The following is a 26615-nucleotide window of genomic DNA, read 5'->3' on the forward strand; positions in this document are numbered from 1 at the left end:
TCGCTGTCAACCGCATCAGAAGATGCGGCAGAGCAGCTCACCACCAACGTTTTGTTCACGGGCTTCATGATCCGCCATTACGCCCTTCGGCGTGGAGAGGATCGAGATGCCGAGGCCGTTTGCAACCTGCGGGATCGACTTGACCGACACATAAACGCGACGGCCAGGCTTCGATACGCGGCTGATCTCACGGATAACCGGAACACCTTCATAATACTTCAGCTCGATTTCGATCTCGGCCTTGCCGTTCACGAATTCGCTCTGCGAGTATCCGCGGATGTAACCTTCAGACTGAAGAACATCGAGAACGCGAGCGCGCAGCTTCGAAGCCGGGGTCGTAACCTTGGTCTTCTTGCGGCCTACTGCGTTGCGGATACGGGTCAGCATATCGCCGAGAGGATCTGACACAGACATATGCTACTCCTTACCAGCTCGACTTGACGACGCCCGGAATCTGTCCGAGCGAACCCAACTGACGCAGCGCAATACGCGACATCTTCAGTTTACGGTAATAACCACGCGGACGGCCCGATACTTCGCAACGATTGCGAATACGAACCTTCGACGAATTGCGCGGCAGTTCGGCAAGCCGGATAGTGGCGCGGAAGCGCTCCTCCAGCGGAAGGCCCTGATCCATTACGATCGCCTTCAGACGTGCACGCTTTTCAGCATGACGCTTAACCAACTTTTCGCGGCGCTTGTTTTTTTCGACTGCGCTAGTCTTGGCCATGTTATCTATACCTCGCTACGCTTGCCGTTACTGCCGAAACGGGAAGTTGAATGCACGCAGAAGAGAGCGCGCTTCATCATCCGTCTTGGCGGTCGTGCAAACGATGATGTCCATGCCCCAGATCTGATCAACCTTATCGTAGTTGATTTCGGGGAACACGATGTGCTCCTTGATGCCCATGGCGTAGTTGCCACGTCCGTCGAAGCTCTTCGGGTTCAGGCCGCGGAAGTCGCGAACGCGAGGAAGAGCGATCGTCACCAGACGATCAAGGAATTCATACATGCGGTCCTGGCGAAGGGTAACCTTCGTGCCAATCGGCATGCCTTCACGCAACTTGAAGGTTGCGATCGAGTTACGGGCGCGTGTGATGACGGCCTTCTGGCCGGCAATCTGGCTGAGGTCTTCAGCGGCAACCGAAGGCTTCTTCGAATCGCCGGTGGCTTCGCCAACGCCCATATTGAGGACAACCTTCGTGATGCGTGGAATCTGCATCTCGTTGTCGTATTTGAACTCTTCAAGGAGCGCTTTACGGATATTATCCTGATAAAGCTTCTTGAAGCGTGGAAGTGCCTTAGCTTCAGCCATCGATCAGCGCTCCAGAACGTTTTGCGACACGAACCTTCTTGCCGTCCTCAACGCGGAAACCGACGCGGGTCGGCTTGCCATCCTTGGGATCAGCAATTGCCAGGTTGGACAGGTGGATCGGCGCTTCCTTGGAGATAATGCCGGCTTCCTGGGTCTGGGTCTGGCGCTGATGACGCTTCACAATATTAATGCCACGAACGAGCGCCTGCTCGTCCTTAGGCATAACCTTAAGAACCTCGCCCTTACGGCCCTTGTCCTTACCGGACAGCACGACAACGCTGTCGCCTTTGCGAATCTTTTGCATCGTTGTGCTTCCTTACAGAACTTCCGGAGCCAGCGAGATGATCTTCATGTGGTTCTTTGCGCGAAGTTCGCGCGGAACCGGTCCGAAGATACGCGTGCCGATAGGCTCTTTCTTGTTATCGATGAGAACAGCTGCGTTGTTATCAAAACGAATTACGCTGCCGTCCGGACGACGGATGTCCTTGGCGGTGCGTACAACAACCGCCTTCATCACGTCACCCTTCTTGACGCGGCCGCGCGGAATAGCTTCCTTGATCGACACCACAATGATGTCGCCAACGGAAGCATAACGCCGCTTCGAGCCGCCCAGCACCTTGATGCACATGACACGACGTGCGCCGGAGTTATCCGCCACGTCGAGGTTTGTTTGCATCTGAATCATGACTGGCCGCCTTCTTTTCCTTCAGCTGGTTAAGGGCTCCTGCCCTACCTAAGCTGCGTGTTTGTAATTTAGCCCGCTGCTTCGTTCGTCAGAACGACCCAGCGTTTGTCCTTCGAGATCGGAGCCGATTCCTGAATGGAAACGGAATCACCAACCTTGAACTGGTTGTTTTCGTCATGCGCCTTGTACTTCTTCGACTGACGCACGGTCTTCTGGAGGAGCGGATGCGAATAGCGACGCTCAACCTTAACCACAACAGTCTTGTCGTTCTTATCGCTGACGACAACGCCCTGCAGAACGCGTTTAGGCATGATATTTTTTCCTTATGCCTTGCTTTCGGCCGCCTTCTGGCGGGCAATAGTCTTAATACGCGCGATGTCGCGGCGAACCTGCTTCACGCGCGCGGTCTTTTCGAGCTGGCCGGTAGCCTTCTGAAAGCGCAGATTGAACTGTTCTTTCTTCAGTGCGGCCAACTCGTCGTTCATCTGATCGGTGCTTTTCGCCCGAACGTCTGCGGCTTTCATCGTTGCCTCTCCTTATTCAGCAATGCGCTGGATAAAGCGCGTCTTGATCGGCAACTTTGCTGCGCCGAGTCTGAGGGCTTCGCGTGCCACATCTTCGGGTACGCCGTCAAGCTCAAACATCACGCGACCTGGTGCCACACGGCATGCCCAGAAGTCAACCGAACCCTTACCTTTACCCATACGGACTTCGGTAGGCTTCGAAGTTACCGGCAGGTCAGGGAAGATGCGGATCCACACGCGACCGGCACGTTTCATGTGACGGGTGATCGCGCGGCGAGCCGCTTCGATCTGACGTGCGGTGACGCGTTCCGGCTCGAGAGCCTTCAGACCGAAAGCACCGAAATTCAGATCCGTGCCGCCTTTCGAGTTGCCGTGGATACGGCCCTTGAACTGCTTGCGGAACTTGGTGCGCTTAGGCTGCATCATTGTTCTCTACTCCAAATTTCTCGCCCGCGGCCCGCTTTTTAAGCGTTTTCGCGGCGGCGGTTCGACGAGGAACCCTGATTGTCACCCTCGACCGCACGACGTTCGGAAGCCATCGGATCGTGTTCAAGGATCTCGCCCTTGAAGACCCAGACCTTCACGCCGCAGATACCATAAGCGGTCTTCGCTTCTGCTGTACCGTAGTCAATATCGGCGCGCAGAGTATGAAGCGGAACGCGACCTTCACGGTACCATTCCATGCGAGCGATTTCCGCACCACCCAGACGACCCGAGCAGTTGATACGGATACCTTCGGCTCCAAGACGCATTGCCGACTGAACGGCACGCTTCATGGCGCGACGGAATGCCACACGGCGTTCGAGCTGCTGAGCGATCGACTGAGCGATCAGCGTAGCGTCGATTTCCGGCTTGCGAACTTCAACGATGTTGAGCGAAGTATCGGCATTGGTCATCTCGGAAAGCTTCTTGCGGAGCTTTTCGATGTCTGCACCCTTCTTGCCGATGATGATGCCCGGACGAGCCGAGTGGATCGTCACGCGGCACTTCTTGTGCGGACGCTCAATTACGATCTTCGAAATCGCAGCCTGCTTGAGTTCCTCGGTGAGGAACTCGCGGATCTTCACATCTTCATGCAGCAGCTTGCCGTACTCACCGGTATTTGCGTACCAACGCGAATCCCAGGTGCGGTTGATGCCGAGACGAAGACCGATCGGATTAATCTTCTGACCCATTATGCGGCCTCCCCTTTTTCCGCGACTTCGCGGACAACAATGGTGAGATGCGAAAACGGCTTCTCGATACGGCTCGCGCGGCCACGGCCACGGACGTGGAAGCGCTTCATGACGATCGACTTGCCCACATAGGCTTCGGCGACGATCAAAGCATCGACGTCGAGGTCGTGATTATTTTCAGCGTTTGCAATCGCCGACTCTAGCGTCTTCTTAACCGTATCGGCGATCCGCTTGCGCGAGAACGTCAGATCGGCAAGTGCCGCATTCACTTTCTTGCCGCGAATCATGCTCGCGACAAGGTTAAGCTTCTGCGGGCTGACGCGGAGCGTACGGGCGACGGCTTTCGCCTCGTTATCCTTAAGCTGGCGGGGAGCCTTGGCCTTGCCCATCGTTACTTCCTCTTTGCCTTCTTGTCCGCGCCGTGACCGTAGTAGGTACGCGTAGGCGCGAATTCACCGAACTTGTGTCCGACCATTTCTTCCGAAATCGACACCGGCACATGCTTGTTGCCGTTGTAGACGCCGAAAGTCAGACCGACAAACTGCGGCAGGATGGTGGAGCGGCGGCTCCACATCTTGATAACTTCGTTACGACCGCCTTCGCGTACCTTCTCAGCCTTGTTGAGAAGATAGCCGTCGACAAACGGACCTTTCCAAACTGAACGAGCCACTTTAGACTACCTCTCTTACTTCTTGCGCTGATGGCGCGAACGCATGATGAACTTGTCAGTCGCCTTGTTCGAGCGCGTCTTCTTGCCCTTCGTAGGCTTGCCCCACGGAGTGACAGGGTGACGACCACCCGAGGTACGACCTTCACCACCACCATGCGGGTGATCGACCGGGTTCATTGCAACACCGCGAACGTGCGGACGCTTGCCACGCCATACCGAACGACCGGCCTTGCCGTCGTTGATATTGCCGTGATCCGGGTTCGAAACTGCACCAACCGAAGCGAAGCAGGCGCCGGAAACCAGACGCTGTTCACCAGAGTTGAGGCGCAGGATCGCCATGCCCTGGTCGCGACCGACGAGCTGGGCGTAGGTGCCAGCCGAACGTGCGATCTGACCGCCCTTACCAGGCTTCAGTTCGACGTTGTGGACGATCGTGCCAACTGGCATCGAAGCAAGCGGCATTGCGTTGCCCGGCTTAACGTCGACGGAATTACCAGCAATCACCTTGTCGCCGACAGCAAGACGCTGCGGAGCCAGGATGTATGCGAGTTCGCCGTCTTCGTAACGGATCAGCGCGATGAACGCGGTGCGGTTCGGATCGTATTCCAGGCGTTCGACGGTGCCCACGACGTCAAGCTTGCGACGCTTGAAATCGATGAAGCGGTACGAACGCTTGTGACCACCGCCCTGAAAGCGAACAGTGATACGACCGGTGTTGTTACGGCCACCCTTCTTGGACAGACCTTCGGTCAGGGACTTGACCGGCTTGCCCTTGTAGAGTTCCGAGCGATCCACGATGACCAGCTGACGCTGGCTCGGCGTGGTCGGATTAAAATGCTTGAGTGCCATTGTTTCTTACTCCAAGGCCTCTCAGAGACCGGTCGAAACGTCGATGCTCTGGCCTTCAGCCAAAGTAACGATCGCTTTCTTGACGTCGCTCTGGCGCCCGATAATGCCGCGGAACCGCTTGACCTTACCCTTGCGCACTGCAGTGTTGACTGCGGTAACCTTGACGCCGAACAGCGCTTCCACTGCAGCCTTGATTTCCGGCTTCGTTGCCTTGCGGGCTACGTTGAAGACGACCTGGTTGTGTTCAGAAACCAGAGTAGACTTCTCGGTGATAACCGGGCTGACGATCACGTCGTAATGGCGAAGATCAGTCATTTGAAACGCTCCTCGAGGGCTTCGACAGCCGCCTTGGAAAGCACGAGCTTGCCACGGCGAAGAATGTCGTAAACATTGATGCCCTGCACTGGCAGAACGTCGATGTTCGGGATGTTCGAAGCCGCACGCTGGAAGTTCACGTCGATCTCTGCGCCGCCGATGAGCAGTGCATTTTCAAGACCGAGCTTGGCGAACTGAGAAACAAGCTGCTTCGTCTTGGCTTCGGAAGCCGCCAGATCATCGATGATGATCAGGTCGGATGCCTTTGCCTTGGCGGAAAGAGCATGACGCAGGCCAAGAGCGCGAACCTTCTTCGGCAGGTCGTGTTCATGGCTACGGACAACTGGTCCGTGAGCCTGACCACCACCGCGGAACTGCGGAGCACGAGCCGAATGGTGACGAGCGCGACCCGTACCCTTCTGCTTGTACATCTTCGCGCCGGTGCGGCTTACGTCGCCACGGCCCTGAGCCTGATGGGAGCCCTGCTGGCGGCGAGCCAGCTGCCAGCGCACAACGCGCTGAAGAATGTCGTCACGCGGGTCGAGGCCGAAGATATCTTCGTTCAGCTTGACCTTGCCGGCATCCTTGCCTTCAAGAGTTGTAATCGTGAGATCCATTATTCGGCTCCCTCAGTCGCGGCGGCTTCAGCCTTGGCGGCACCTGCACGCAGAGCGGCCGGCTTCGGCGCGTTCTCAGGCAGCGAGACCTTGACTGCGTCGCGGACGATGATCCAGGCGCCCTTGGAGCCCGGAACCGCACCGCGGACCAGAATGAGGCCACGATCAGTGTCCGTCGAGACAACTTCAATATTCTGCGTGGTCACGCGGGTCTGGCCCATATGACCAGCCATCTTCTTGCCCTTGAACACCTTACCCGGGTCTTGACGCTGACCGGTCGAGCCGTGAGCGCGGTGGGTAATGGAGTTACCGTGGGAGGCGCGATGACCAGCAAAATTGTGACGCTTCATAACACCGGCAAAACCTTTACCGATCGAAGTACCCGTCACGTCGACCTTCTGGCCGGCGACGAAGTGTTCGGCGGTGATTTCCGCGCCGACTTCGAGGAGGTTGTCCGGAGAAACGCGGAATTCCGCAAGCTTCGCCTTGGGCTCGACCTCGGCCTTCGCGAAATGACCGCGCATAGCCTTGGACGTGTTCTTTACCTTGGCGATACCAACGCCAAGCTGAACAGCCGTGTAACCATTCTTTTCAACTGTACGCTGAGCTACCACGTGGCAATTCTCCATGCGGAGAACCGTCACCGGCACATGCTCGCCGGCGTCGTTATAGACGCGGGTCATGCCCAGCTTCTGTGCAATAACACCTGAACGCATCGGGTTCGTTCCTTCCGTCCTCAAGCCGATTAAAGCTTGATCTCGACATCGACACCGGCGGACAGATCGAGCTTCATCAGCGCGTCAACAGTCTGCGGGGTCGGGTCAACGATATCGAGAAGACGCTTGTGCGTGCGCATCTCGAACTGCTCGCGGCTCTTCTTGTCGATGTGCGGCGACCGGTTTACCGTGAACTTCTCGATCCGTGTTGGAAGCGGGATCGGTCCGCGCACATTTGCACCGGTACGCTTGGCAGTCGACACGATTTCCCGCGTCGAAGCGTCAAGGATCCGATGATCAAACGCCTTAAGGCGAATGCGGATATTTTGACCGTTCATTTCATCTGTTCCTTGTTACGCGGAGCGTCTCCGGAGAGACGCTCCTGCACAAACCTTAATTACTCGATGATCGAAGCGACGATGCCTGCACCGACGGTGCGGCCACCTTCACGGATAGCGAAGCGGAGCTTCTCTTCCATGGCGATCGGGACGATCAGCGAAACGTCAACGGTAACGTTGTCGCCAGGCATAACCATTTCCGTGCCTTCCGGCAGGGTCACAATACCGGTCACGTCAGTCGTACGGAAGTAGAACTGCGGGCGGTAGTTGGTGAAGAACGGCGTATGACGACCACCTTCGTCCTTGGTCAGAATGTAAGCTTCTGCCTTGAACTTGGTGTGCGGCTTGACCGAACCCGGCTTGCAGAGAACCTGACCGCGTTCAACGTCGTCACGGCCAACGCCGCGAACCAGTGCACCGATGTTGTCGCCAGCCTGGCCCTGATCGAGCAGCTTGCGGAACATTTCAACGCCGGTAACCGTCGTCTTCGAGGTTGCCTTAATGCCGACGATTTCAACTTCTTCGCCGACCTTGACGATACCGCGCTCAACGCGACCCGTCACAACCGTACCGCGACCCGAGATCGAGAACACGTCTTCGATCGGCATCAGGAACGGCTGGTCAACCGGACGTTCCGGGGTCGGGATGTAGTTGTCGACAGCGTCCATCAGGTTGCGGATTGCGTCTTCGCCGAGTTCCTTCGAGGAATCTTCGAGAGCTGCAAGAGCCGAGCCCTTGATGATCGGAACTTCGTCGCCCGGGAAGTCGTACTTCGAGAGAAGTTCGCGCACTTCCAGTTCAACCAGTTCGAGCAGTTCTGCGTCGTCAACCTGGTCGCACTTGTTCAGGAACACAACGATTGCCGGAACGCCAACCTGACGAGCGAGCAGGATGTGCTCACGGGTCTGCGGCATCGGGCCGTCAGCTGCCGAAACAACCAGGATCGCGCCGTCCATCTGTGCAGCGCCGGTGATCATGTTCTTCACATAGTCAGCGTGGCCTGGGCAATCGACGTGTGCGTAGTGACGGTTGGCAGTTTCGTACTCAACGTGAGCCGTCGAGATCGTGATACCGCGGGCGCGTTCTTCCGGTGCAGCGTCGATCTGGTCATACGCCTTGAATTCACCGAAGAACTTCGTGATCGCTGCAGTCAGCGAGGTCTTGCCATGGTCAACGTGACCGATGGTGCCGATGTTAACGTGGGGCTTCGTACGTTCAAACTTACTCTTTGCCATTTGAGCTCTCCGTAAATTTAGCCTGCTCAGGCATTCTTTTGATTGGGAGCGTAACCTTCAGATTACGCATGTCTTTCTCCCGGAACCGGTATCCACTTCCGGGAGACATGCGCTCCGATTACGCAAACTTCTTTTGGATTTCCTGTGCGACCGCCGTCGGAACCGGCTCATAATGGTCGAACTGCATCGTGTACTGTGCACGGCCCTGGGACATCGAACGCAGCGAATTCACGTAGCCAAACATGTTGGCCAGCGGAACGTTTGCATTGACGACCGTGGCGATGCCGCGGGCTTCGGTGCCGGAAATCTGACCGCGACGCGAGTTCAGATCGCCGATAACGTCACCAACGTAATCTTCCGGCGTAACAACCTCGACCTTCATGATCGGCTCGAGGAGTTGAGCGCCAGCCTTCTGCGCACCTTCACGGAACGCTGCACGGGACGCGATTTCGAAGGCGAGAACAGACGAGTCAACGTCATGGTACGCGCCGTCGATCAGGGTGGCCTTCACGCCGAGCATCGGGAAGCCGGCGAGCGGACCCGCACCCATGACGCTTTCGATACCCTTCTGGACACCCGGAATGTATTCCTTCGGAACCGATCCGCCGACGATCTTCGATTCGAAGATGAAATCGTCGCCATCATGCGGTTCGAAGATGATCTTCACGCGAGCGAACTGACCCGAACCACCCGACTGCTTCTTGTGGGTGTAATCGATTTCAGCCTGACGGGTGATCGATTCACGGTAAGCAACCTGCGGAGCACCGACGTTGGCTTCAACCTTGAATTCGCGCTTCATGCGATCGACGAGAATGTCGAGGTGAAGTTCGCCCATGCCGGCGATGATGGTCTGACCGGATTCTTCATCCGACTTTACGCGGAACGAAGGATCTTCAGCTGCCAGACGATTGAGCGCGATGCCCATCTTTTCCTGGTCGGCCTTGGTCTTCGGCTCGATCGCGATTTCGATAACCGGATCCGGGAATTCCATGCGTTCAAGGATAACCGGCTTCAGCGGATCGCAGAGCGTATCGCCAGTGGTGGTTTCCTTGAGGCCAGCCAGAGCAACGATGTCGCCAGCAAAGGCTTCTTCGATGTCTTCACGGCTGTTCGAGTGCATCTGCAGCATACGGCCGATACGCTCACGCTTGCCCTTGACGGTGTTTTCCAGCGAAACGCCCTTGGTCAGCTTGCCAGAGTAGATACGAGCAAAGGTGAGCGAACCGACGAACGGGTCGTTCATGATCTTGAACGCAAGCATCGACAGCGGAGCTTCATCCGAAGATTCGCGGGTCGTTTCGGTTTCCGTCTTGACGTCAATGCCCTTGATGGCAGGAACGTCGGTCGGAGCCGGCAGGAACTCGACAACAGCGTCAAGAAGCGGCTGAACGCCACGGTTCTTGAATGCGGTACCGCAGAGGATCGGATGGAACTTGACGTCGATCGTGCCCTTGCGGATCAGCGCGCGCAGCTCATCATTGGTCGGCATGGTGCCTTCCAGATATGCTTCCATCGCGGCTTCGTCGATTTCCACGGCCAGCTCGATGAGCTTTTCGCGGTATTCTTCAGCCTTGTCCTTGAGGTCTGCAGGAATTTCGCCAACTTCGGCAGCTGCGCCGATGGTGCCATCCCAGGTCAGGGCCTTCATTTCGATCAGGTCGATAACGCCGGTGAACTCGTTTTCAGCGCCGATCGGCAGCTGAACCGGAAGTGCAACAGCGCCAAGACGCGAGCCAACCATTTCTACGCAACGGTAGAAGTCAGCACCGATCTTGTCCATCTTGTTGACGAAGACCATACGGGGGACGTGGTACTTTTCAGCCTGACGCCACACGGTTTCCGTCTGAGGCTCAACGCCAGCGTTGGCGTCGAGCAGCGCGATCGCGCCGTCGAGAACGCGGAGCGAACGTTCAACTTCAATCGTGAAGTCGACGTGGCCCGGAGTGTCGATGATGTTGAAGCGGCGCTTCTTGCCATCCCGGCCCTGCCAGAACGTGGTCGTAGCAGCGGACGTGATGGTGATACCGCGTTCCTGTTCCTGCTCCATCCAGTCCATGGTCGACGCACCATCGTGGGTTTCGCCGATCTTATGGTTCTTACCGGTATAGAACAGGATGCGCTCGGTCATCGTCGTCTTACCGGCGTCGATGTGAGCCATGATACCGAAATTGCGGTAGTCTTCGATTTTGTATTCGCGGGCCATGATAGTCGCTCTTTGAATAGGTTTCGACGATTACCAGCGGTAATGCGAGAAGGCGCGGTTGGCTTCAGCCATGCGATGCGTGTCTTCACGCTTCTTCACAGCAGAACCACGGTTGTTAGCAGCATCAAGCAGCTCACCGGACAGACGATCAATCATTGTCGTCTCGTTACGGCCACGAGCAGCATTAATGAGCCAACGGATGGCAAGCGCCTGGCGGCGTTCTGGACGCACATCGACCGGAACCTGATAGGTTGCACCACCAACGCGGCGCGAACGGACTTCGATGTGCGGAGCTACGTTGTCGAGCGCCTGATGGAACAGCGCGACCGGCTCGGACTTCGCCTTGGCTTCGATTGAATCGAGCGCACCGTAAACGATGCTTTCAGCAACCGACTTCTTGCCATGCAGCATGACTGCATTCATAAACTTCGTGATAACGAGATCGCCGAACTTTGGATCCGGATTAATCTCACGCTTCTCAGCCTTATGGCGTCTGGACATTTCGTCTCTTCTTTCAATTACATCGGGCTCAGCTCGCCTTCTGGCGGCCGGTATCCCCGGAAAATCTTACTTCGGACGCTTTGCACCGTACTTCGAACGGCGCTGCTTGCGGTTCTTGACACCCTGGGTATCGAGAACGCCGCGGATGATGTGGTAACGCACACCCGGCAAGTCCTTTACACGACCGCCGCGGATCATGACGACCGAGTGCTCCTGCAGGTTATGCCCTTCACCAGGGATATAACCGATAACTTCGAAGCCGTTCGTCAGACGAACCTTGGCAACCTTACGGAGAGCCGAGTTCGGCTTCTTCGGGGTCGTCGTATACACGCGGGTGCAAACGCCGCGCTTTTGAGGGTTTGCCTGCAGTGCAGGAACCTTATTGCGCTTTACCGGCGCAATGCGCGGCTTGCGGATAAGCTGGTTTACGGTTGGCATACAACCTTCCTCTATAAAAAATCTCGTATCCACGCCCATATGGGCCGTTTCACCGCCATGCTGATGCACGAATTCGGGACAAGTCACGACAACCGGTGACCACCCCGAACAAAAGCAGAGGAAGCTGACGCTTCATGCGAACGGCAAATTGCATTTCGATCGTAAAACGAACCCTGTTTGAGACGAACTTCAGGACGCGTCGTCCCGAACAAGCCTGCCTCACATCGGCTCAGATGGGCTGCTGATACGTCTTTAGCGACGTTTCGTCAAGGGAGTTGGGCCAAGTTTCTTCGCCAAAGGGCAGGAAACCGGCGTTTCGGCCTTCGCCGGACAGGTTATTGCGCTGTAATCGGCGCGAAATCGCACTTATTTCGCGATCAAAACCGTCATTTTCACGTGGCACCATGGTGTTGGCGCCCGTGAGCCGTTATTGAAACACATCCGAGTCGAAACGCAACCCAATATTAAGAGATTCTCAATGTCTTCCACCACTGCATCCACCGGCGACGATTCGCCAACCGTCCACCTGGTCATCGCCGACGTCTGGAACGAGGGTGAAGAATCCCCCGTCGAAGTGCATCTGCTCTTGAAGGCGGACGAAGACGAAGATCTGGTTCAGACCGTTCTCGGCATTCTCGCTGAGGAAGGTTATCATGAAGCCGAACTTCTTGAGATGGGCACCCTCACCGAAGAGCCTGCTGAAGAGCCGCACAAAAGTGCATGGGCAACCGCTCTGAGCGGTGAAGTCGCGCTGATCGAATTTGACGGCGACGACGAAGAAGAAGAGTAAGATTTAGCGAAAGCGTTTCCGGTACGGGTGCGAAGCACTCCGCGGAAAATGCTTCCGTGAACAAGGCGCATTCCGAAAACCGGATGCGCCTTTTTCTTTTGCTTTCATAGCGCCCCATCTCCTGCTCAAAGGGACAAACAAAAAGGCCGCCTCGAAGGGCGGCCTTTTCAGTTTTGTATCTACCGATTACTCGGCAGCGTTGTTGGTCATGTCCACCAGCATCGCATTGGCTTCCGACGAACCGGAAGACTTGCGGCGCTCGTCGATGATCAGCTCGTCGCGAGCTGTCGCGATACGACGGATCTGGTTGGTCATGCCGCCAGTACCGGCCGGGATAAGACGGCCGACGATGACGTTTTCCTTGAGCCCCTGCAGCGTGTCCATCTTGCCGGCAACCGCAGCTTCGGTAAGCACGCGGGTCGTTTCCTGGAACGACGCAGCCGAGATGAAGGACGGAGTCTGCAACGAAGCCTTGGTGATGCCGAGGAGGACAGGATTGCCGTAACCCGGCTTCTTGCCTTCTTCGACCAGACGTTCGTTGATCTCGTCGAGTTCGATACGATCCACGTGATCGCCGGTGATGTAACCGGTATCGCCGGATTCGGTGATCTCGACCTTCTGCAGCATCTGACGGACAATCACTTCGATGTGCTTGTCGTTGATCAAAACGCCCTGCAAACGATAGACTTCCTGGATTTCGTTCACGAGGTACGAAGCCAGAGCTTCGACGCCCTTGATCGCCAGAATGTCATGCGGTGCCGGGTTGCCGTCGAGGATGTACTCACCCTTTTCGATGACGTCACCGTCCTGAAGATGGAACGGCTTGCCCTTCGGAATGAGGTACTCGACCGGCTCGACCGTGTCGTCGTTCGGCTCGATGATGATGCGACGCTTGTTCTTGTAGTCGCGACCGAAACGAACAGTACCATCGATCTCTGCGATGACGGCATGGTCCTTCGGACGACGTGCTTCGAACAGTTCGGCAACGCGCGGCAGACCACCGGTGATGTCCTTGGTCTTGGCGCTTTCCATCGGCAGACGGGCGATAACGTCACCAGCCTTCACATGCGCGCCCGGTTCGACCGAAAGGATCGATTCCACCGAGAGCATGAAGCGGGCATCACCACCCTTCGACAGCTTGAGGATCTTGCCGGCCTTGTCCTTGATGACCATGGCAGGCTTGAGATCCGAACCGCGCGGGGTCGAACGCCAGTCGATAACGACGCGCTTGGTGATACCGGTCGACTCGTCAGCCGATTCCGAAACCGAAAGACCATCGACGAGATCTTCGAACTCAACGTAGCCTTCAACTTCGGTCATGATCGGACGGGTATACGGATCCCACTCGGCAATACGCTGACCGCGCTTGACCGTGTCGGCCTCGTCAACGAACAGACGCGAACCGTAGGTCACGCGATGGACCGCACGTTCCTTGCCCGTGTTGTCGAGGATCAGCACAGCCATGTTACGGCCCATCACTACGAGGTTGCCATCGGAGTTGCGAACCACATTGCGGTTGCGCAGCTTGACGGTGCCTTCATACGAAGCTTCCAGATAGGACGAGTCGACAACCTGTGCCGTGCCGCCCAAGTGGAAGGTACGCATGGTGAGCTGGGTGCCCGGCTCGCCAATCGACTGAGCGGCGATAACGCCGACAGCTTCGCCCTGGTTGACCGGAGTACCGCGTGCGAGGTCGCGACCGTAGCACTTGGCGCAAACGCCGTTACGGGTTTCGCAGGTCAGTGCCGAACGGATGCGGATCGACTGGATACCAGCCTTCTCGATGATCTCGACGTCCTTTTCCTCGATCATGCGGCCAGCTTCGACGATGACTTCGCCGGTTGCCGGATGCAGGATCGGATCAAGAGCCGTTCGGCCCAGAACGCGCTGACCAATCGAAGCCACGATCTGGCCGGCATCGACGATCGGCTGCATGGTGAGACCGATTTCGGCGCCGCAATCGACTTCCGAAATGATCGCATCCTGTGCAACGTCAACGAGACGACGGGTCAGGTAGCCCGAGTTAGCCGTCTTCAAGGCGGTGTCTGCCAGACCCTTACGGGCACCGTGGGTCGAGTTGAAGTACTCGTTAACGGTAAGGCCTTCCTTGAAGTTCGAGATGATCGGGGTTTCGATGATTTCACCTGACGGCTTGGCCATCAGGCCGCGCATACCGCCAAGCTGACGCATCTGGTTGACCGAACCACGGGCACCCGAATGCGACATCATGTAGACCGAGTTCATCTGCTTCTGGCGACCGGTCACCGGATCGAATTCGACGGCCTTCAGGCGCGCCATCATCTCTTCGGTGATCTTATCGGTTGCCTTGCCCCAGGCGTCGACGACCTTGTTGTACTTTTCGCCCTGAGTGATCAGGCCGTCATTGTACTGCTGTTCGTATTCGGTCGTGAGCGCTTCGGTGTCCGCAACGATCTTCGCCTTGGTGTCCGGAATGACCATGTCATCCTTACCGAACGAGATACCCGCACGGCAGGCATGGGCAAAGCCGAGCTGCATGATGCGATCGCAGAAGATAACCGTCTCTTTCTGACCGCAATGGCGGTAGACGTGGTCGATCATCTTGGAGATGTTCTTCTTGGTCATCTCCTGATTGCAGATATCGAACGGCACATTGGCGTTCTTCGGCAGCAGTTCACCCGTGATCATGCGGCCAGGCGTCGTGTCGTAAATCTTCGACACAGGCTTGCCTTCGGCATCGACCGTCTTGAAACGACCCTTGATCTTGGTGTGCAGCGTGACGACCTTGGTTTCCAGAGCGTGCTGAAGTTCGCCCATATCGGCAAACATCATGCCCTCGCCCGGCTCCTTGTCTGCCACGATGGACAGATAATAGAGGCCGAGAACCATGTCCTGCGAAGGAACGATGATCGGCGCGCCGTTGGCCGGGTGCAGGATGTTGTTGGTCGACATCATCAGCACGCGTGCTTCAAGCTGGGCTTCAAGCGACAGCGGCACGTGAACAGCCATCTGGTCACCGTCGAAGTCGGCGTTGAAAGCCGTACAAACGAGCGGATGCAGCTGGATTGCCTTGCCTTCGATCAGAGTGGGTTCGAAGGCCTGGATGCCGAGACGGTGCAGCGTCGGAGCGCGGTTCAAAAGAACCGGATGCTCACGGATCACTTCGTCAAGGATATCCCAGACTTCCGGACGTTCCTTTTCAACCAGCTTCTTCGCCTGCTTGACGGTGGACGAATAGCCCTTGGCGTCAAGGCGAGCGTAGATGAACGGCTTGAACAGTTCGAGCGCCATCTTCTTCGGCAGACCGCACTGGTGCAGCTTCAGTTCTGGACCGGTCACGATAACCGAACGGCCAGAATAGTCGACGCGCTTGCCGAGCAGGTTCTGACGGAAGCGACCCTGCTTGCCCTTGAGCATGTCGGACAGCGACTTCAGCGGACGCTTATTGGCGCCCGTAATCACGCGGCCACGACGACCGTTGTCGAACAGCGCGTCCACAGCTTCCTGCAGCATGCGCTTTTCGTTACGGATGATGATGCCCGGTGCGCGCAGTTCGATCAGACGCTTCAGACGGTTGTTACGGTTGATGACGCGGCGGTACAGATCGTTCAGATCCGACGTCGCGAAACGACCGCCGTCCAGCGGCACGAGCGGACGCAGATCCGGCGGGATGACCGGCACGATCTTCATGATCATCCATTCCGGACGGTTTCCCGACTCCAGAAAGTTTTCGACGATCTTCAGACGCTTCATCAGCTTCTTCTGCTTCAGGTCCGAGGTGGTCTCGGCCAGATCGACGCGCAGATCGGCGGCAATCTTTTCGAGTTCCATCGAAGCCAGAAGCTCGTAGATAGCTTCTGCACCAATAAGAGCCGTGAACTGATCTTCGCCGAATTCATCGACGGCGATCATGTATTCCTCTTCCGAAAGAAGCTGATGCTCCTTCAGCGAGGTCAGGCCCGGTTCGGTCACGATGTAGTTTTCGAAATACAGGACGCGCTCGATATCCTTGAGCGTCATGTCCAGCAGCGTGCCGATACGGCTCGGCAGCGACTTCAAAAACCAGATGTGAGCAACCGGAGCTGCGAGTTCGATATGGCCCATACGCTCGCGACGAACGCGAGAGAGCGTGACTTCCACACCGCATTTTTCGCAGATGATGCCTTTGTATTTCATACGCTTGTACTTGCCGCACAAGCATTCATAGTCCTTGATCGGGCCGAAGATGCGCGCGCAGAAGAGACCATCGCGTTCTGGCTTGAACGTGCGGTAGTTGATCGTCTCCGGCTTCTTGATCTCGCCGTATGACCAGGACAGAATCTTCTCAGGGCTGGCGATCGAGATTCTGATGGAATCGAACGTTTGCGCTGGAGCCTGAGGATTGAAAAGATTCATGACCTCTTGGTTCATGCCGTTCTCCTTAAGGGCGATCCGCCGCCCTGTGTGTCGTCGATGACAGGCTGAAAATCCCTGCCATCTGGAAAAGAAATCGCGGTACTACTCAGTTTTTGAACTGGCTTGCCGTAGTCTCGTTCCCTCCAGCGGCTCAGAAAACCACTCTGATGAAACGAATATACGAGCGCGCCACGGCAAGACCATGGCGCGCCTCGATATTTTTACTCTGCAGCGTCCGGCAGGGCCGGCTGTTCAGCATCACGCGTGTCGTCGAGTTCGACATTGAGGCCGAGCGAGCGCATTTCCTTGACGAGAACGTTGAAGCTCTCTGGAATGCCCGCTTCGAACGTGTCGTCTCCGCGCACGATGGCTTCGTAGACCTTGGTACGGCCTGCCACGTCGTCCGACTTGACCGTAAGCATTTCCTGCAGCGTGTAAGCCGCACCATATGCTTCCAGTGCCCAGACCTCCATTTCGCCGAAGCGCTGGCCACCGAACTGGGCCTTGCCGCCCAGAGGCTGCTGCGTAACGAGCGAGTAAGGTCCGATCGAACGTGCGTGGATCTTGTCGTCGACCAGGTGGTGGAGCTTCAACATATAGATGTAGCCCATGGTCACCTGACGGTCGAACGGCTCACCCGTACGTCCATCGTAAAGCGTCGACTGACCCGAGGTCGCAAGACCGGCATCCGTCAGCATCGCATTGATGTCGGCTTCGACGGCACCGTCGAAGACCGGGGTTGCGATCGACACGCCGCGCTTCACCTGATTGGCCAGCATGACAACGGAATCGTTGTCATAAGACCGGATCGGTTCGTTGCGGTCGTTGTCCGGATAGATGTGCTCCAGCGTCTCGCGCAGCGGCTCAATATTGGCCGTCTTGCGGTAAACGTCGAGAAGCTCACCGATCTTCTTGCCCATGCCAGCGCATGCCCAGCCGAGGTGGGTTTCCAGAATCTGGCCCACATTCATACGGCTCGGAACGCCAAGCGGGTTCAACACGATGTCGGCATGCGTACCATCTTCGAGGAACGGCATGTCCTCGACTGGCAGAATGCGCGAAACCACGCCCTTGTTGCCGTGACGGCCAGCCATCTTGTCGCCTGGCTGGATCTTGCGCTTCACAGCGACAAAGACCTTGACCATCTTCATGACGCCTGGAGGCATCTCGTCGCCGCGCTGTACCTTTTCGACCTTGTCCATGAAGCGTGCTTCGAGCAGCTTCTTGGATTCGTCGTACTGGCCACGCAGCGCTTCCAACTCGCCCTGAAGCTTTTCGTCTTCAACGGCAAACTGCCACCACTGCGAACGCGGATACTCGGTCATGAGTTCGCGGCTGATCGTCGTGCCCTTCTTGAAGCCCTTCGGGCCGGCAGCGGCAACCTTGCCATCGATCATGTCGGCCAGACGGCCATAGACGTTACGGTCCAGGATAGCCTGTTCGTCGTCACGGTCCTTGGCGAGACGCTCGATTTCCTCGCGCTCGATAGCCATGGCGCGTTCGTCCTTTTCAACGCCGTGGCGATTGAAAACGCGAACTTCCACAACCGTACCGTAGGTTCCGGGCGGCATACGCATGGAGGTGTCACGAACGTCGGACGCCTTTTCACCGAAGATGGCGCGCAGAAGCTTTTCTTCCGGCGTCATCGGGCTTTCGCCCTTCGGCGTGATCTTGCCGACAAGAATGTCACCAGGATGCACTTCAGCACCGATGTAGACGATACCGGCTTCGTCGAGGTTCTTCAGCGCTTCTTCCGAAACGTTCGGAATATCGCGGGTGATTTCCTCAGGTCCAAGCTTGGTGTCACGGGCGGCAACTTCGAATTCCTCGATATGGATCGAGGTGAACACGTCGTCCGAAACGATCTTTTCCGAGAGAAGGATCGAATCTTCGTAGTTGTAGCCATTCCACGGCATGAACGCGACGAGCACGTTACGGCCGAGAGCCAGATCGCCGAGATCGGTCGACGGACCATCAGCGATGATGTCGCCCTTGCCGATCGGATCGCCGACGCGAACGAGCGGACGCTGGTTGATACAGGTCGACTGGTTCGAACGCTGGAACTTCTGCAGACGATAGATATCGACGCCCGACTTGGACGGATCGAGATCTTCCGTAGCGCGGATAACGATACGAGTCGCATCGACCTGATCGACAATACCGCCTCGACGCGCTGCAATTGCTGCACCAGAGTCGCGAGCCACAATCGGTTCCATACCCGTACCGACGAACGGCGCTTCAGCGCGAACGAGCGGCACAGCCTGACGCTGCATGTTCGAGCCCATGAGAGCACGGTTGGCGTCGTCGTTTTCAAGGAACGGAATGAGCGCTGCTGCAACCGAAACGAGCTGCTTCGGCGAAACGTCCATCAGGTCCACGTTTTCACGTGGGGCCATCATCACTTCGCCGGCATGACGGCAGATGACGAATTCGTCAACAAAACCGCCCTGCTCGTCCAGCTCCACGTTTGCCTGGGCAACCGAGTGCTTGGCTTCTTCCATTGCCGACAGATAGACAACGTCGTTCGTTACCTTGCCGTCGATCACCTTACGGTACGGGCTCTCGATGAAGCCGTACTTGTTGACGCGGGCAAAGGTTGCAAGCGAGTTGATCAGACCAATATTCGGGCCTTCCGGCGTTTCAATCGGGCAGATACGGCCATAGTGGGTCGGATGCACGTCGCGGACTTCGAAGCCAGCGCGCTCACGGGTCAAACCGCCCGGTCCAAGAGCCGAAAGACGGCGCTTGTGGGTGATTTCCGAAAGCGGATTGGTCTGATCCATGAACTGCGACAGCTGCGACGAACCGAAGAATTCACGAACGGCAGCCGCTGCGGGCTTCGCGTTGATGAGATCCTGCGGCATGACCGTGTCGATTTCGATCGAGGACATACGTTCCTTGATCGCGCGCTCCATGCGGAGCAGACCGACGCGGTACTGATTTTCCATCAGCTCGCCGACCGAACGCACGCGGCGGTTGCCGAGATTGTCGATGTCGTCGATTTCGCCACGACCGTCACGCAGTTCGACCAGCATCTTGACCACGGCCAGGATGTCTTCCTTGCGCAGCACGCGCACGGTGTCTTCCGCATCAAGGTCCAGACGCATGTTCATCTTGACGCGACCGACGGCCGAAAGGTCGTAACGTTCTGCATCGAAGAACAGCGAGTTGAACATCGCTTCGGCGGAATCCATCGTAGGCGGTTCGCCCGGACGCATCACGCGATAGATGTCGAACAGTGCATCCTGACGGCTTTCGTTCTTATCGACAGCCAGCGTGTTACGGATGTAACCGCCGATGTTGATATGATCGATGTCCAGGATGTTGATCTCGGTTTCACCGGTGTCGAGCAGCGTCTTGAGGACCTTCTCGTCGATTTCGTCACCAGCTTCGAGATAGATCTCGCCGGTTGCGTAATTGACGACGTCTTCCGCCAGATAAGCGCCGAACAGGTCGTCTTCGGTGGCCTTGATGGCCTTCAGACCCTTTTCAGCGAGCTGCTTGGCCGAACGGGCCGTGAGCTTCTTGCCGGCTTCCAGAACAACTTCGCCCGTATCCGCGTCGATGAGATCAGAAATGATCTTCATGCCCTTGAAGCGTTCGGCCGAATAAGGAATGCGCCAGTTGTCGCCATCACGCGAATAGGTGACGGTCTTGTAGAAGGTCGACAGAATCTCTTCGCCGTCCATGCCGAGCGCCATGAGCAGCGTCGTTGCCGGCAGCTTGCGGCGACGGTCGATACGCGCGTAGACGATGTCCTTGGAATCGAACTCGATGTCGAGCCAGGAACCACGGTAAGGAATGACGCGAGCAGCGAACAGGAGCTTGCCCGAAGAATGGGTCTTGCCCTTGTCATGATCGAAGAAGACGCCCGGCGAACGGTGCATCTGCGAAACGATCACGCGCTCCGTGCCGTTGACGATGAAGGTGCCGTTGTCGGTCATGAGCGGCATATCGCCCATGTACACGTCCTGCTCCTTGATGTCCTTGATGGACTTCGCGCCGGTATCTTCGTCAATATCGAATACGATAAGACGCAGCGTCACCTTGAGCGGCGCGGAATAGGTCAGGTCGCGCTGACGGCATTCGTCAACGTCGAACTTCGGTGGATCGAATTCGTAACGGACGAATTCGAGCATGGAAGCGCCGGAGAAATCCTGGATAGGGAAAACAGACTTGAAAACCGCCTGCAAACCCTCGTCAGGACGCCCACCGGATGGTTCTTCAACCATTAGGAACTGGTCGTAAGATGCCTTCTGAACCTCGATAAGGTTCGGCATCTCGGCGACCTCTGGGATCTTGCCGAAAAATTTGCGTACGCGCTTGCGACCATTGAATGAATGGGTCTGAGCCATCGTCGCTCCTCGTTCTATAGCCTTGCGGCTTGCTCACGCCTTGCGGCCTTTATCGTGCGCCGCCTTTCGGCGGTCCTTCAAGCGCATGACACTTCAAATCGGATAGATTTGAAGAAAGGATCATGCGCAAACTCTCAAATTAGAGCGGCCTTTACGCGTCGTACCGACGCGTGGCGCTCTAATGGGCTAAAACCCGTTTTCTGAAAGCCGTTCTGGCGTTCAGAAAAAGGGTTTCCAGTCAGTCGATCCACCGTTTCACGGGCGGAAACTGGCGGATGGAAACCATCCGCCAGAATAGTCCGAACTTACTTGAGTTCGACCTTGGCGCCAGCAGCTTCGAGCTGTGCCTTGATCTTCTCAGCTTCGTCCTTCGAAGCGCCTTCCTTGACAGCCTTCGGAGCGCCTTCGACCAGGTCCTTGGCTTCCTTGAGGCCGAGACCGGTGATTGCGCGCACTTCCTTGATCACGTTGATCTTGTTAGCGCCGCCGTCAGCGAGAACGACGTCGAATTCGGTCTTTTCTTCAGCAGCAGCAGCCGGAGCGGCGCCACCAGCAGCAGCAACTGCTACAGGAGCAGCAGCCGAAACGCCCCACTTCTCTTCGAGAAGCTTCGAAAGCTCAGCAGCTTCGAGAACGGTCAGTGCCGACAGGTCATCAACGATCTTTGCGAGATCAGCCATTTTGGTATTTCCTTAGTTTCAAGGTTTGAACAATTGACAGCGAAAAACGGCCTTACGCCGCCTCGTTCTTCCGGGCGTGCGCGCCAATAACGCGAGCGATTTGGCCCGCTGGAGCGCTGGTAAGTACTGCGAGACGCTGAGCCGGGGTCTGGATCATTCCAACCAGCTTTGCGCGCAGTTCGTCGAGCGACGGGAGCGAAGCAAGCGACTTGACGCCATCGGCGTTAAGCGTCGTTGCACCCATTGCACCACCGAGGATAACGAGCTTGTCGTTAGCCTTGGCGAATTCGACGGCTACTTTCGGAGCAGCAATCGGGTCGTTTGCATAAGCAACAACCGTCTGACCTGTAAACAGATCAGAAATGCCTTCCGATTCCGTGCCCTGAAGAGCGATTTTGGCAAGGCGGTTTTTCGCGACTTTAACGGACCCACCTGCATCACGCATCTTCGAGCGAAGATCGCTCATCTGCGCAACGGTGAGACCGGTATAGTGGGCCACGACGACCGAACCGGACTCTTTAAAAGCGCCGTTCAGCCACGAGACAAATTCGCGTTTTTCCGCTCTATCCACTGTCTCTCTCCAGTAGGCAGGACCACATGGCCCTGCCGGTTGCCTTTGCCGAACGAACTTCACAGTTGGTCCGGCGCTCGAGGATCCTGTCCCCTTCAGCTATCCTGGAAACCAGGCATCACTCAAAGGCAACTACGGTTCAAACCTTGCATGCACATTCGTGCGAAACAGGGTTATTCCACGTCTCATGCAGGCCGTATGTTTAAGGATTATCACCCGAAGATGATGATCCGCCTGCAATCTCGGACAGGATAACCGGACTTTCGTCCGGCTATCCGGATCTTGCGATCCGGAATTCTTGCACTTCGGTCTGCCTTCGCATCCCCGGCGTGCCACCGTTTCACCTCCCCCGAAGGAAAGGCTTAGGCTCCGGCGAACCGGAGCCCAGATAGATTAAGCGACGACCTTGACGGTTGCCGGATCGACCTTGACGCCAACGCCCATGGTCGAGGAAAGCGAAACGCGCTTGACGTATTCGCCCTTGGCAGCCGACGGCTTTGCCTTGATGACGGCATCAGCGAAAGCCTTGATGTTTTCTTCGAGCTTCTGCGAGTCGAACGAAACCTTGCCGATACCGGCATGGATGATACCAGCCTTTTCGACGCGGAATTCGACTGCGCCGCCCTTGGAAGCAGCAACAGCAGCAGCAACGTCGGTGGTGACGGTGCCAACCTTCGGGTTCGGCATCATGCCACGCGGGCCGAGCACCTTACCGAGACGACCGACGAGCGGCATCATGTCCGGTGTTGCAATGCAGCGATCGAAATCGATCTTGCCGCCATTGACGATTTCGAACAGTTCTTCCGCACCGACGATGTCGGCGCCAGCCTTCTTGGCTTCTTCAGCCTTGTCGCCACGTGCGAAAACAGCAACGCGAACCGTACGGCCAGTGCCGTTCGGCAGGTTGACAACGCCGCGAACCATCTGGTCAGCGTGACGCGGATCAACGCCGAGGTTCATCGCGATTTCGATGGTTTCATCGAACTTTGCGACAGCACGTTCCTTGACGAGACCGATAGCAGCCGACAGATCGTACAGCTTGTTACGATCGACGCCTTCGCGGATCTTGTTAATGCGCTTGGAAATCTTCGCCATCGTCTCAGCCCACCACTTCCAGGCCCATCGAACGGGCAGAACCTTCGATCATGCGCATCGCTGCTTCAATGTCAGCGGCGTTCAGATCTTTCATCTTCGCTTCAGCGATCGTGCGAACCTTGTCGCGGGAGATCGTGCCGGCGCTTGCCTTGCCCGGGGTCTTCGAACCGGACTTCAGGTTAGCGGCCTTCTTGAGGAAGTAGGTCACCGGAGGGGTCTTCATCACAAAAGTGAAAGACTTGTCCTGGTAATAGGTAATCACGACTGGAATCGGCGAACCCTTTTCCATTTCCTGCGAGGCAGCGTTGAACGCCTTGCAGAATTCCATGATGTTGATGCCGCGCTGACCCAGAGCCGGGCCGATCGGAGGCGACGGATTGGCCGCACCGGCTGCTACCTGCAGCTTGAGCTGGCCTGCAATTTTCTTAGCCATTACTTTCTGCCTTTTTTACAATGCCGGAAAACCGGCTTCTCGATTGACGCCGGGAAACCCGGCTTTCGACTGACGCCAACCAGACAAATGTCGGACTGGCGGGCAGTTCGGTGGTGCGGAGATCGACGACCGGCTAAGCCACCTTCCCTTCCACCACTTCCACTCCGGTTGGAATTTTGATCCCGCTTATGCCCTCAGGCTCAATTCAGGATCTCGCTCCGGAGTGAAATGCCCTTATGGGCAAACGATCAGAGCTTATCGACCTGACCGTATTCCAGATCCACAGGCGTCGCGCGCCCAAAGATGGAAACTTCGACCTTGAGACGCGCGCGCTCTTCGTCGACTTCCTGAACGATACCGTTGAACGATGCAAACGGACCATCGGAAACGCGAACCTGCTCACCGATTTCGAAGGAGACCGAAGTCTTCGGACGATCAACGCCATCCTGAACCTGGTTCAGAATCTGATCGACTTCCTTCTGGGAAACCGGGACCGGTTTGGAGTCACCGAGGAAACCGGTGACGCGCGGCGTATTCTTGATCAGCGAAAAGACAGCGTCGGTCAGCGTGGCACGCACGAGCACGTAACCCGGGAAAAACTTGCGCTCGGCATCGACCTTGCGGCCGCGGCGCACTTCAACGATCTTTTCGGTCGGCACAACGATCTGTTCAATCAGATTGGACAGACCCTTCTGCGCAGCTTTGGCTTCGATATCCTCAGCTACCTTCTTTTCGAAATTTGAATAGGCGTGAACGATGTACCAGCGCGCCGTCATCTAAAAACTCCCCAATCCTGACTTATCGACCAAGGCCGAGAATAAATTCTACGCCATAGGCCATAAGCTGGTCGGCAAGGAAAAAGAACGCAGCAGCCAGAAACGCCATAATCACCACCATAATAGTGGAGATGACCGTTTCACGCCGGGTCGGCCAGGTTACCTTTGCCGTTTCGGCGCGGACCTGCTGAAGAAAGGTGATCGGATTCGTTTTGGATGCCATCTGCCGCTCTGTCATTGATCGAGCGCGACCTCCAAACTTTGAACTGCCAATCATATCAATCAGCGAATCAGAAGCCGGAACCCACGCGTATACGGCGCGCAAAGCTGAATTATCAGCCCCACGCACCGCGTGTCTGTTGACGTTACATAGAATCGATTCCCACAAAACACAAGCCCAAAGGTTAAAAGAATACCATACAGGCTTGTCGGAAACCCGACCCTTGCACACACCGCTCTATCACACCATTCAATCGTGTGATTACGGCCTTCCCTGCCCGGCCAACATATCCGCCAGGGAATTATCGTTTTCCAGCAATGTCATGGACCGCTCATAAAGCGCTCGACACGAACAAAACTGAAAAAGTTAAGGCAGCGCAAACGCCGCCAGACTTTTCTTTATATAGAAAACGGGCGCATGCAGTCAAGCCGCATACACCCGTATCAAAAATGGCAGGGGCAGCAGGGCTCGAACCCGCGACCTACGGTTTTGGAGACCGTCGCTCTACCAACTGAGCTATACCCCTATATGACGCTAGGCGTCATAATGACCGGCGGCGAACCGCCGATCAATGATAATTCATTACTCGATGATCGAAGCGACGATGCCTGCACCGACGGTGCGGCCACCTTCACGGATAGCGAAGCGGAGCTTCTCTTCCATGGCGATCGGGACGATCAGCGAAACGTCAACGGTAACGTTGTCGCCAGGCATAACCATTTCCGTGCCTTCCGGCAGGGTCACAATACCGGTCACGTCAGTCGTACGGAAGTAGAACTGCGGGCGGTAGTTGGTGAAGAACGGCGTATGACGACCACCTTCGTCCTTGGTCAGAATGTAAGCTTCTGCCTTGAACTTGGTGTGCGGCTTGACCGAACCCGGCTTGCAGAGAACCTGACCGCGTTCAACGTCGTCACGGCCAACGCCGCGAACCAGTGCACCGATGTTGTCGCCAGCCTGGCCCTGATCGAGCAGCTTGCGGAACATTTCAACGCCGGTAACCGTCGTCTTCGAGGTTGCCTTAATGCCGACGATTTCAACTTCTTCGCCGACCTTGACGATACCGCGCTCAACGCGACCCGTCACAACCGTACCGCGACCCGAGATCGAGAACACGTCTTCGATCGGCATCAGGAACGGCTGGTCAACCGGACGTTCCGGGGTCGGGATGTAGTTGTCGACAGCGTCCATCAGGTTGCGGATTGCGTCTTCGCCGAGTTCCTTCGAGGAATCTTCGAGAGCTGCAAGAGCCGAGCCCTTGATGATCGGAACTTCGTCGCCCGGGAAGTCGTACTTCGAGAGAAGTTCGCGCACTTCCAGTTCAACCAGTTCGAGCAGTTCTGCGTCGTCAACCTGGTCGCACTTGTTCAGGAACACAACGATTGCCGGAACGCCAACCTGACGAGCGAGCAGGATGTGCTCACGGGTCTGCGGCATCGGGCCGTCAGCTGCCGAAACAACCAGGATCGCGCCGTCCATCTGTGCAGCGCCGGTGATCATGTTCTTCACATAGTCAGCGTGGCCTGGGCAATCGACGTGTGCGTAGTGACGGTTGGCAGTTTCGTACTCAACGTGAGCCGTCGAGATCGTGATACCGCGGGCGCGTTCTTCCGGTGCAGCGTCGATCTGGTCATACGCCTTGAATTCACCGAAGAACTTCGTGATCGCTGCAGTCAGCGAGGTCTTGCCATGGTCAACGTGACCGATGGTGCCGATGTTAACGTGGGGCTTCGTACGTTC

Annotated in this window: 31 protein-coding genes and 1 tRNA gene; 1 reads left to right on the forward strand and 31 read right to left on the reverse strand. The window is 56.7% G+C overall.

From position 1 onward, the window contains the following. Window positions 1–15: 15 nt before the first annotated feature. The 21 genes from rpsH to D8666_RS24135 form a co-directional block, all read right to left on the reverse strand. Window positions 16–414 (reverse strand): 30S ribosomal protein S8, encoded by a 399-nt coding sequence (gene rpsH / locus D8666_RS03255; protein ID WP_078340781.1) that lies wholly within the window; start codon window positions 412–414, stop codon window positions 16–18. A gap of 10 nt (window positions 415–424) precedes the next feature. Continuing rightward, window positions 425–730, reverse strand: a complete 306-nt coding sequence (gene rpsN / locus D8666_RS03260) for a 30S ribosomal protein S14 (protein WP_109369221.1) — start codon at window positions 728–730, stop codon at window positions 425–427. Between the two features lie 27 nt (window positions 731–757). After that, the gene (gene rplE, locus D8666_RS03265; protein ID WP_109369222.1) at window positions 758–1315 is read right to left on the reverse strand and encodes a 50S ribosomal protein L5; all 558 of its coding nucleotides are present in this window, start codon (window positions 1313–1315) and stop codon (window positions 758–760) included. Next, window positions 1308–1619: a 50S ribosomal protein L24 gene (gene rplX / locus D8666_RS03270; protein ID WP_006467020.1), complete on the reverse strand. Its 312-nt coding sequence runs from the start codon at window positions 1617–1619 to the stop codon at window positions 1308–1310. The genes rplE and rplX overlap by 8 nt, the downstream gene beginning before the upstream one ends. A gap of 12 nt (window positions 1620–1631) precedes the next feature. Then, a complete protein-coding gene (gene rplN / locus D8666_RS03275) occupies window positions 1632–2000 on the reverse strand; it encodes a 50S ribosomal protein L14 (RefSeq protein WP_004683923.1) in 369 nt (122 codons plus the stop codon). Window positions 2001–2068: 68 nt separating this feature from the next. Next, window positions 2069–2311 (reverse strand): 30S ribosomal protein S17, encoded by a 243-nt coding sequence (gene rpsQ / locus D8666_RS03280; protein WP_109369223.1) that lies wholly within the window; start codon window positions 2309–2311, stop codon window positions 2069–2071. A 12-nt stretch (window positions 2312–2323) separates the two neighbouring features. Next, window positions 2324–2524: a 50S ribosomal protein L29 gene (gene rpmC, locus D8666_RS03285; RefSeq protein ID WP_078340776.1), complete on the reverse strand. Its 201-nt coding sequence runs from the start codon at window positions 2522–2524 to the stop codon at window positions 2324–2326. 12 nt (window positions 2525–2536) lie between these two features. Next, a complete protein-coding gene (rplP, locus tag D8666_RS03290; protein ID WP_109369224.1) occupies window positions 2537–2950 on the reverse strand; it encodes a 50S ribosomal protein L16 in 414 nt (137 codons plus the stop codon). A 38-nt stretch (window positions 2951–2988) separates the two neighbouring features. Continuing rightward, the gene (gene rpsC, locus D8666_RS03295; RefSeq protein ID WP_006467024.1) at window positions 2989–3699 is read right to left on the reverse strand and encodes a 30S ribosomal protein S3; all 711 of its coding nucleotides are present in this window, start codon (window positions 3697–3699) and stop codon (window positions 2989–2991) included. Beyond that, window positions 3699–4088 (reverse strand): 50S ribosomal protein L22, encoded by a 390-nt coding sequence (rplV, locus tag D8666_RS03300; RefSeq protein WP_109369225.1) that lies wholly within the window; start codon window positions 4086–4088, stop codon window positions 3699–3701. The genes rpsC and rplV overlap by 1 nt, the downstream gene beginning before the upstream one ends. A gap of 2 nt (window positions 4089–4090) precedes the next feature. After that, window positions 4091–4369 (reverse strand): 30S ribosomal protein S19, encoded by a 279-nt coding sequence (gene rpsS / locus D8666_RS03305; protein ID WP_109369226.1) that lies wholly within the window; start codon window positions 4367–4369, stop codon window positions 4091–4093. Between the two features lie 15 nt (window positions 4370–4384). Next, on the reverse strand, window positions 4385–5218 hold the full coding sequence (gene rplB, locus D8666_RS03310) for a 50S ribosomal protein L2 (RefSeq protein WP_109369227.1): 834 nt from the start codon (window positions 5216–5218) through the stop codon (window positions 4385–4387). Window positions 5219–5239: 21 nt separating this feature from the next. Further along, the gene (locus tag D8666_RS03315) at window positions 5240–5533 is read right to left on the reverse strand and encodes a 50S ribosomal protein L23 (protein WP_078340773.1); all 294 of its coding nucleotides are present in this window, start codon (window positions 5531–5533) and stop codon (window positions 5240–5242) included. After that, window positions 5530–6150, reverse strand: coding sequence for a 50S ribosomal protein L4 (gene rplD / locus D8666_RS03320; RefSeq protein ID WP_078340772.1), 621 nt, complete (start codon window positions 6148–6150; stop codon window positions 5530–5532). Before rplD ends, D8666_RS03315 begins: the two co-directional genes overlap by 4 nt. Continuing rightward, entirely contained in the window at window positions 6150–6866 is a 717-nt protein-coding gene (gene rplC, locus D8666_RS03325) for a 50S ribosomal protein L3 (protein ID WP_109369228.1), read from the reverse strand. The genes rplD and rplC overlap by 1 nt, the downstream gene beginning before the upstream one ends. A gap of 29 nt (window positions 6867–6895) precedes the next feature. Then, entirely contained in the window at window positions 6896–7204 is a 309-nt protein-coding gene (gene rpsJ, locus D8666_RS03330; RefSeq protein WP_002964363.1) for a 30S ribosomal protein S10, read from the reverse strand. A gap of 59 nt (window positions 7205–7263) precedes the next feature. Continuing rightward, a complete protein-coding gene (gene tuf / locus D8666_RS03335) occupies window positions 7264–8439 on the reverse strand; it encodes an elongation factor Tu (RefSeq protein ID WP_109369229.1) in 1176 nt (391 codons plus the stop codon). A gap of 118 nt (window positions 8440–8557) precedes the next feature. Then, window positions 8558–10642, reverse strand: coding sequence for an elongation factor G (gene fusA, locus D8666_RS03340; protein WP_109369230.1), 2085 nt, complete (start codon window positions 10640–10642; stop codon window positions 8558–8560). Window positions 10643–10672: 30 nt separating this feature from the next. After that, window positions 10673–11143: a 30S ribosomal protein S7 gene (rpsG, locus tag D8666_RS03345; protein WP_109369231.1), complete on the reverse strand. Its 471-nt coding sequence runs from the start codon at window positions 11141–11143 to the stop codon at window positions 10673–10675. Window positions 11144–11209: 66 nt separating this feature from the next. Then, on the reverse strand, window positions 11210–11581 hold the full coding sequence (rpsL, locus tag D8666_RS03350) for a 30S ribosomal protein S12 (RefSeq protein WP_006471111.1): 372 nt from the start codon (window positions 11579–11581) through the stop codon (window positions 11210–11212). Window positions 11582–11810: 229 nt separating this feature from the next. After that, complete coding sequence (locus tag D8666_RS24135; RefSeq protein WP_167836016.1) at window positions 11811–11987, reverse strand: hypothetical protein; 177 nt, start codon at window positions 11985–11987, stop codon at window positions 11811–11813. Between the two features lie 72 nt (window positions 11988–12059). Here D8666_RS24135 and D8666_RS03355 point away from each other — a divergent pair, with 72 nt between their 5' ends. Beyond that, window positions 12060–12371 (forward strand): hypothetical protein, encoded by a 312-nt coding sequence (locus D8666_RS03355; RefSeq protein ID WP_109369232.1) that lies wholly within the window; start codon window positions 12060–12062, stop codon window positions 12369–12371. Window positions 12372–12557: 186 nt separating this feature from the next. Here D8666_RS03355 and rpoC read toward each other — a convergent pair whose 3' ends face one another. The 10 genes from rpoC to tuf (D8666_RS03410) form a co-directional block, all read right to left on the reverse strand. Further along, the gene (rpoC, locus tag D8666_RS03360; protein ID WP_109369233.1) at window positions 12558–16760 is read right to left on the reverse strand and encodes a DNA-directed RNA polymerase subunit beta'; all 4203 of its coding nucleotides are present in this window, start codon (window positions 16758–16760) and stop codon (window positions 12558–12560) included. A 206-nt stretch (window positions 16761–16966) separates the two neighbouring features. Further along, a complete protein-coding gene (rpoB, locus tag D8666_RS03365; RefSeq protein WP_109369234.1) occupies window positions 16967–21100 on the reverse strand; it encodes a DNA-directed RNA polymerase subunit beta in 4134 nt (1377 codons plus the stop codon). Window positions 21101–21405: 305 nt separating this feature from the next. Further along, window positions 21406–21780: a 50S ribosomal protein L7/L12 gene (rplL, locus tag D8666_RS03375; protein WP_010659906.1), complete on the reverse strand. Its 375-nt coding sequence runs from the start codon at window positions 21778–21780 to the stop codon at window positions 21406–21408. Between the two features lie 52 nt (window positions 21781–21832). Continuing rightward, a complete protein-coding gene (gene rplJ, locus D8666_RS03380; RefSeq protein WP_010659905.1) occupies window positions 21833–22351 on the reverse strand; it encodes a 50S ribosomal protein L10 in 519 nt (172 codons plus the stop codon). Between the two features lie 393 nt (window positions 22352–22744). Further along, complete coding sequence (rplA, locus tag D8666_RS03385) at window positions 22745–23446, reverse strand: 50S ribosomal protein L1 (RefSeq protein ID WP_109369236.1); 702 nt, start codon at window positions 23444–23446, stop codon at window positions 22745–22747. 4 nt (window positions 23447–23450) lie between these two features. Continuing rightward, complete coding sequence (gene rplK, locus D8666_RS03390) at window positions 23451–23879, reverse strand: 50S ribosomal protein L11 (protein ID WP_010659903.1); 429 nt, start codon at window positions 23877–23879, stop codon at window positions 23451–23453. Window positions 23880–24127: 248 nt separating this feature from the next. Further along, window positions 24128–24655, reverse strand: a complete 528-nt coding sequence (gene nusG / locus D8666_RS03395) for a transcription termination/antitermination protein NusG (RefSeq protein ID WP_109369237.1) — start codon at window positions 24653–24655, stop codon at window positions 24128–24130. Window positions 24656–24677: 22 nt separating this feature from the next. Continuing rightward, window positions 24678–24878: a preprotein translocase subunit SecE gene (secE, locus tag D8666_RS03400; protein WP_109370252.1), complete on the reverse strand. Its 201-nt coding sequence runs from the start codon at window positions 24876–24878 to the stop codon at window positions 24678–24680. 447 nt (window positions 24879–25325) lie between these two features. Next, window positions 25326–25401, reverse strand: a tRNA-Trp gene (locus D8666_RS03405). 56 nt (window positions 25402–25457) lie between these two features. Then, window positions 25458–26615, reverse strand: a 1158-nt coding sequence (gene tuf, locus D8666_RS03410) for an elongation factor Tu (protein ID WP_121536278.1), incomplete at its 5' end; no start/stop codon positions are given.

The sequence above is a fragment of the Ochrobactrum soli genome (assembly GCF_003664555.1).
GTDB classification, from domain to species: Bacteria; Pseudomonadota; Alphaproteobacteria; order Rhizobiales; family Rhizobiaceae; genus Brucella; species Brucella teleogrylli.

Bases quoted from the DNA above. Each gene is read 5' to 3' on its own strand.
- rpsH (WP_078340781.1), bottom strand. From the start codon at position 414: ATGTCTGTGTCAGATCCTCTCGGCGATATGCTGACCCGTATCCGCAAC.
- rpsN (WP_109369221.1), bottom strand. From the start codon at position 730: ATGGCCAAGACTAGCGCAGTCGAAAAAAACAAGCGCCGCGAAAAGTTG.
- rplE (WP_109369222.1), bottom strand. From the start codon at position 1,315: ATGGCTGAAGCTAAGGCACTTCCACGCTTCAAGAAGCTTTATCAGGAT.
- rplX (WP_006467020.1), bottom strand. From the start codon at position 1,619: ATGCAAAAGATTCGCAAAGGCGACAGCGTTGTCGTGCTGTCCGGTAAG.
- rplN (WP_004683923.1), bottom strand. From the start codon at position 2,000: ATGATTCAGATGCAAACAAACCTCGACGTGGCGGATAACTCCGGCGCA.
- rpsQ (WP_109369223.1), bottom strand. From the start codon at position 2,311: ATGCCTAAACGCGTTCTGCAGGGCGTTGTCGTCAGCGATAAGAACGAC.
- rpmC (WP_078340776.1), bottom strand. From the start codon at position 2,524: ATGAAAGCCGCAGACGTTCGGGCGAAAAGCACCGATCAGATGAACGAC.
- rplP (WP_109369224.1), bottom strand. From the start codon at position 2,950: ATGATGCAGCCTAAGCGCACCAAGTTCCGCAAGCAGTTCAAGGGCCGT.
- rpsC (WP_006467024.1), bottom strand. From the start codon at position 3,699: ATGGGTCAGAAGATTAATCCGATCGGTCTTCGTCTCGGCATCAACCGC.
- rplV (WP_109369225.1), bottom strand. From the start codon at position 4,088: ATGGGCAAGGCCAAGGCTCCCCGCCAGCTTAAGGATAACGAGGCGAAA.
- rplB (WP_109369227.1), bottom strand. From the start codon at position 5,218: ATGGCACTCAAGCATTTTAATCCGACCACGCCGAGCCAGCGTCAGCTG.
- D8666_RS03315 (WP_078340773.1), bottom strand. From the start codon at position 5,533: ATGACTGATCTTCGCCATTACGACGTGATCGTCAGCCCGGTTATCACC.
- rplD (WP_078340772.1), bottom strand. From the start codon at position 6,150: ATGGATCTCACGATTACAACTCTTGAAGGCAAGGATGCCGGCAAGGTC.
- rplC (WP_109369228.1), bottom strand. From the start codon at position 6,866: ATGCGTTCAGGTGTTATTGCACAGAAGCTGGGCATGACCCGCGTCTAT.
- rpsJ (WP_002964363.1), bottom strand. From the start codon at position 7,204: ATGAACGGTCAAAATATCCGCATTCGCCTTAAGGCGTTTGATCATCGG.
- tuf (WP_109369229.1), bottom strand. From the start codon at position 8,439: ATGGCAAAGAGTAAGTTTGAACGTACGAAGCCCCACGTTAACATCGGC.
- fusA (WP_109369230.1), bottom strand. From the start codon at position 10,642: ATGGCCCGCGAATACAAAATCGAAGACTACCGCAATTTCGGTATCATG.
- rpsG (WP_109369231.1), bottom strand. From the start codon at position 11,143: ATGTCCAGACGCCATAAGGCTGAGAAGCGTGAGATTAATCCGGATCCA.
- rpsL (WP_006471111.1), bottom strand. From the start codon at position 11,581: ATGCCAACCGTAAACCAGCTTATCCGCAAGCCGCGCATTGCGCCGGTA.
- D8666_RS24135 (WP_167836016.1), bottom strand. From the start codon at position 11,987: ATGGTGCCACGTGAAAATGACGGTTTTGATCGCGAAATAAGTGCGATT.
- D8666_RS03355 (WP_109369232.1), top strand. From the start codon at position 12,060: ATGTCTTCCACCACTGCATCCACCGGCGACGATTCGCCAACCGTCCAC.
- rpoC (WP_109369233.1), bottom strand. From the start codon at position 16,760: ATGAACCAAGAGGTCATGAATCTTTTCAATCCTCAGGCTCCAGCGCAA.
- rpoB (WP_109369234.1), bottom strand. From the start codon at position 21,100: ATGGCTCAGACCCATTCATTCAATGGTCGCAAGCGCGTACGCAAATTT.
- rplL (WP_010659906.1), bottom strand. From the start codon at position 21,780: ATGGCTGATCTCGCAAAGATCGTTGATGACCTGTCGGCACTGACCGTT.
- rplA (WP_109369236.1), bottom strand. From the start codon at position 23,446: ATGGCGAAGATTTCCAAGCGCATTAACAAGATCCGCGAAGGCGTCGAT.
- rplK (WP_010659903.1), bottom strand. From the start codon at position 23,879: ATGGCTAAGAAAATTGCAGGCCAGCTCAAGCTGCAGGTAGCAGCCGGT.
- nusG (WP_109369237.1), bottom strand. From the start codon at position 24,655: ATGACGGCGCGCTGGTACATCGTTCACGCCTATTCAAATTTCGAAAAG.
- secE (WP_109370252.1), bottom strand. From the start codon at position 24,878: ATGGCATCCAAAACGAATCCGATCACCTTTCTTCAGCAGGTCCGCGCC.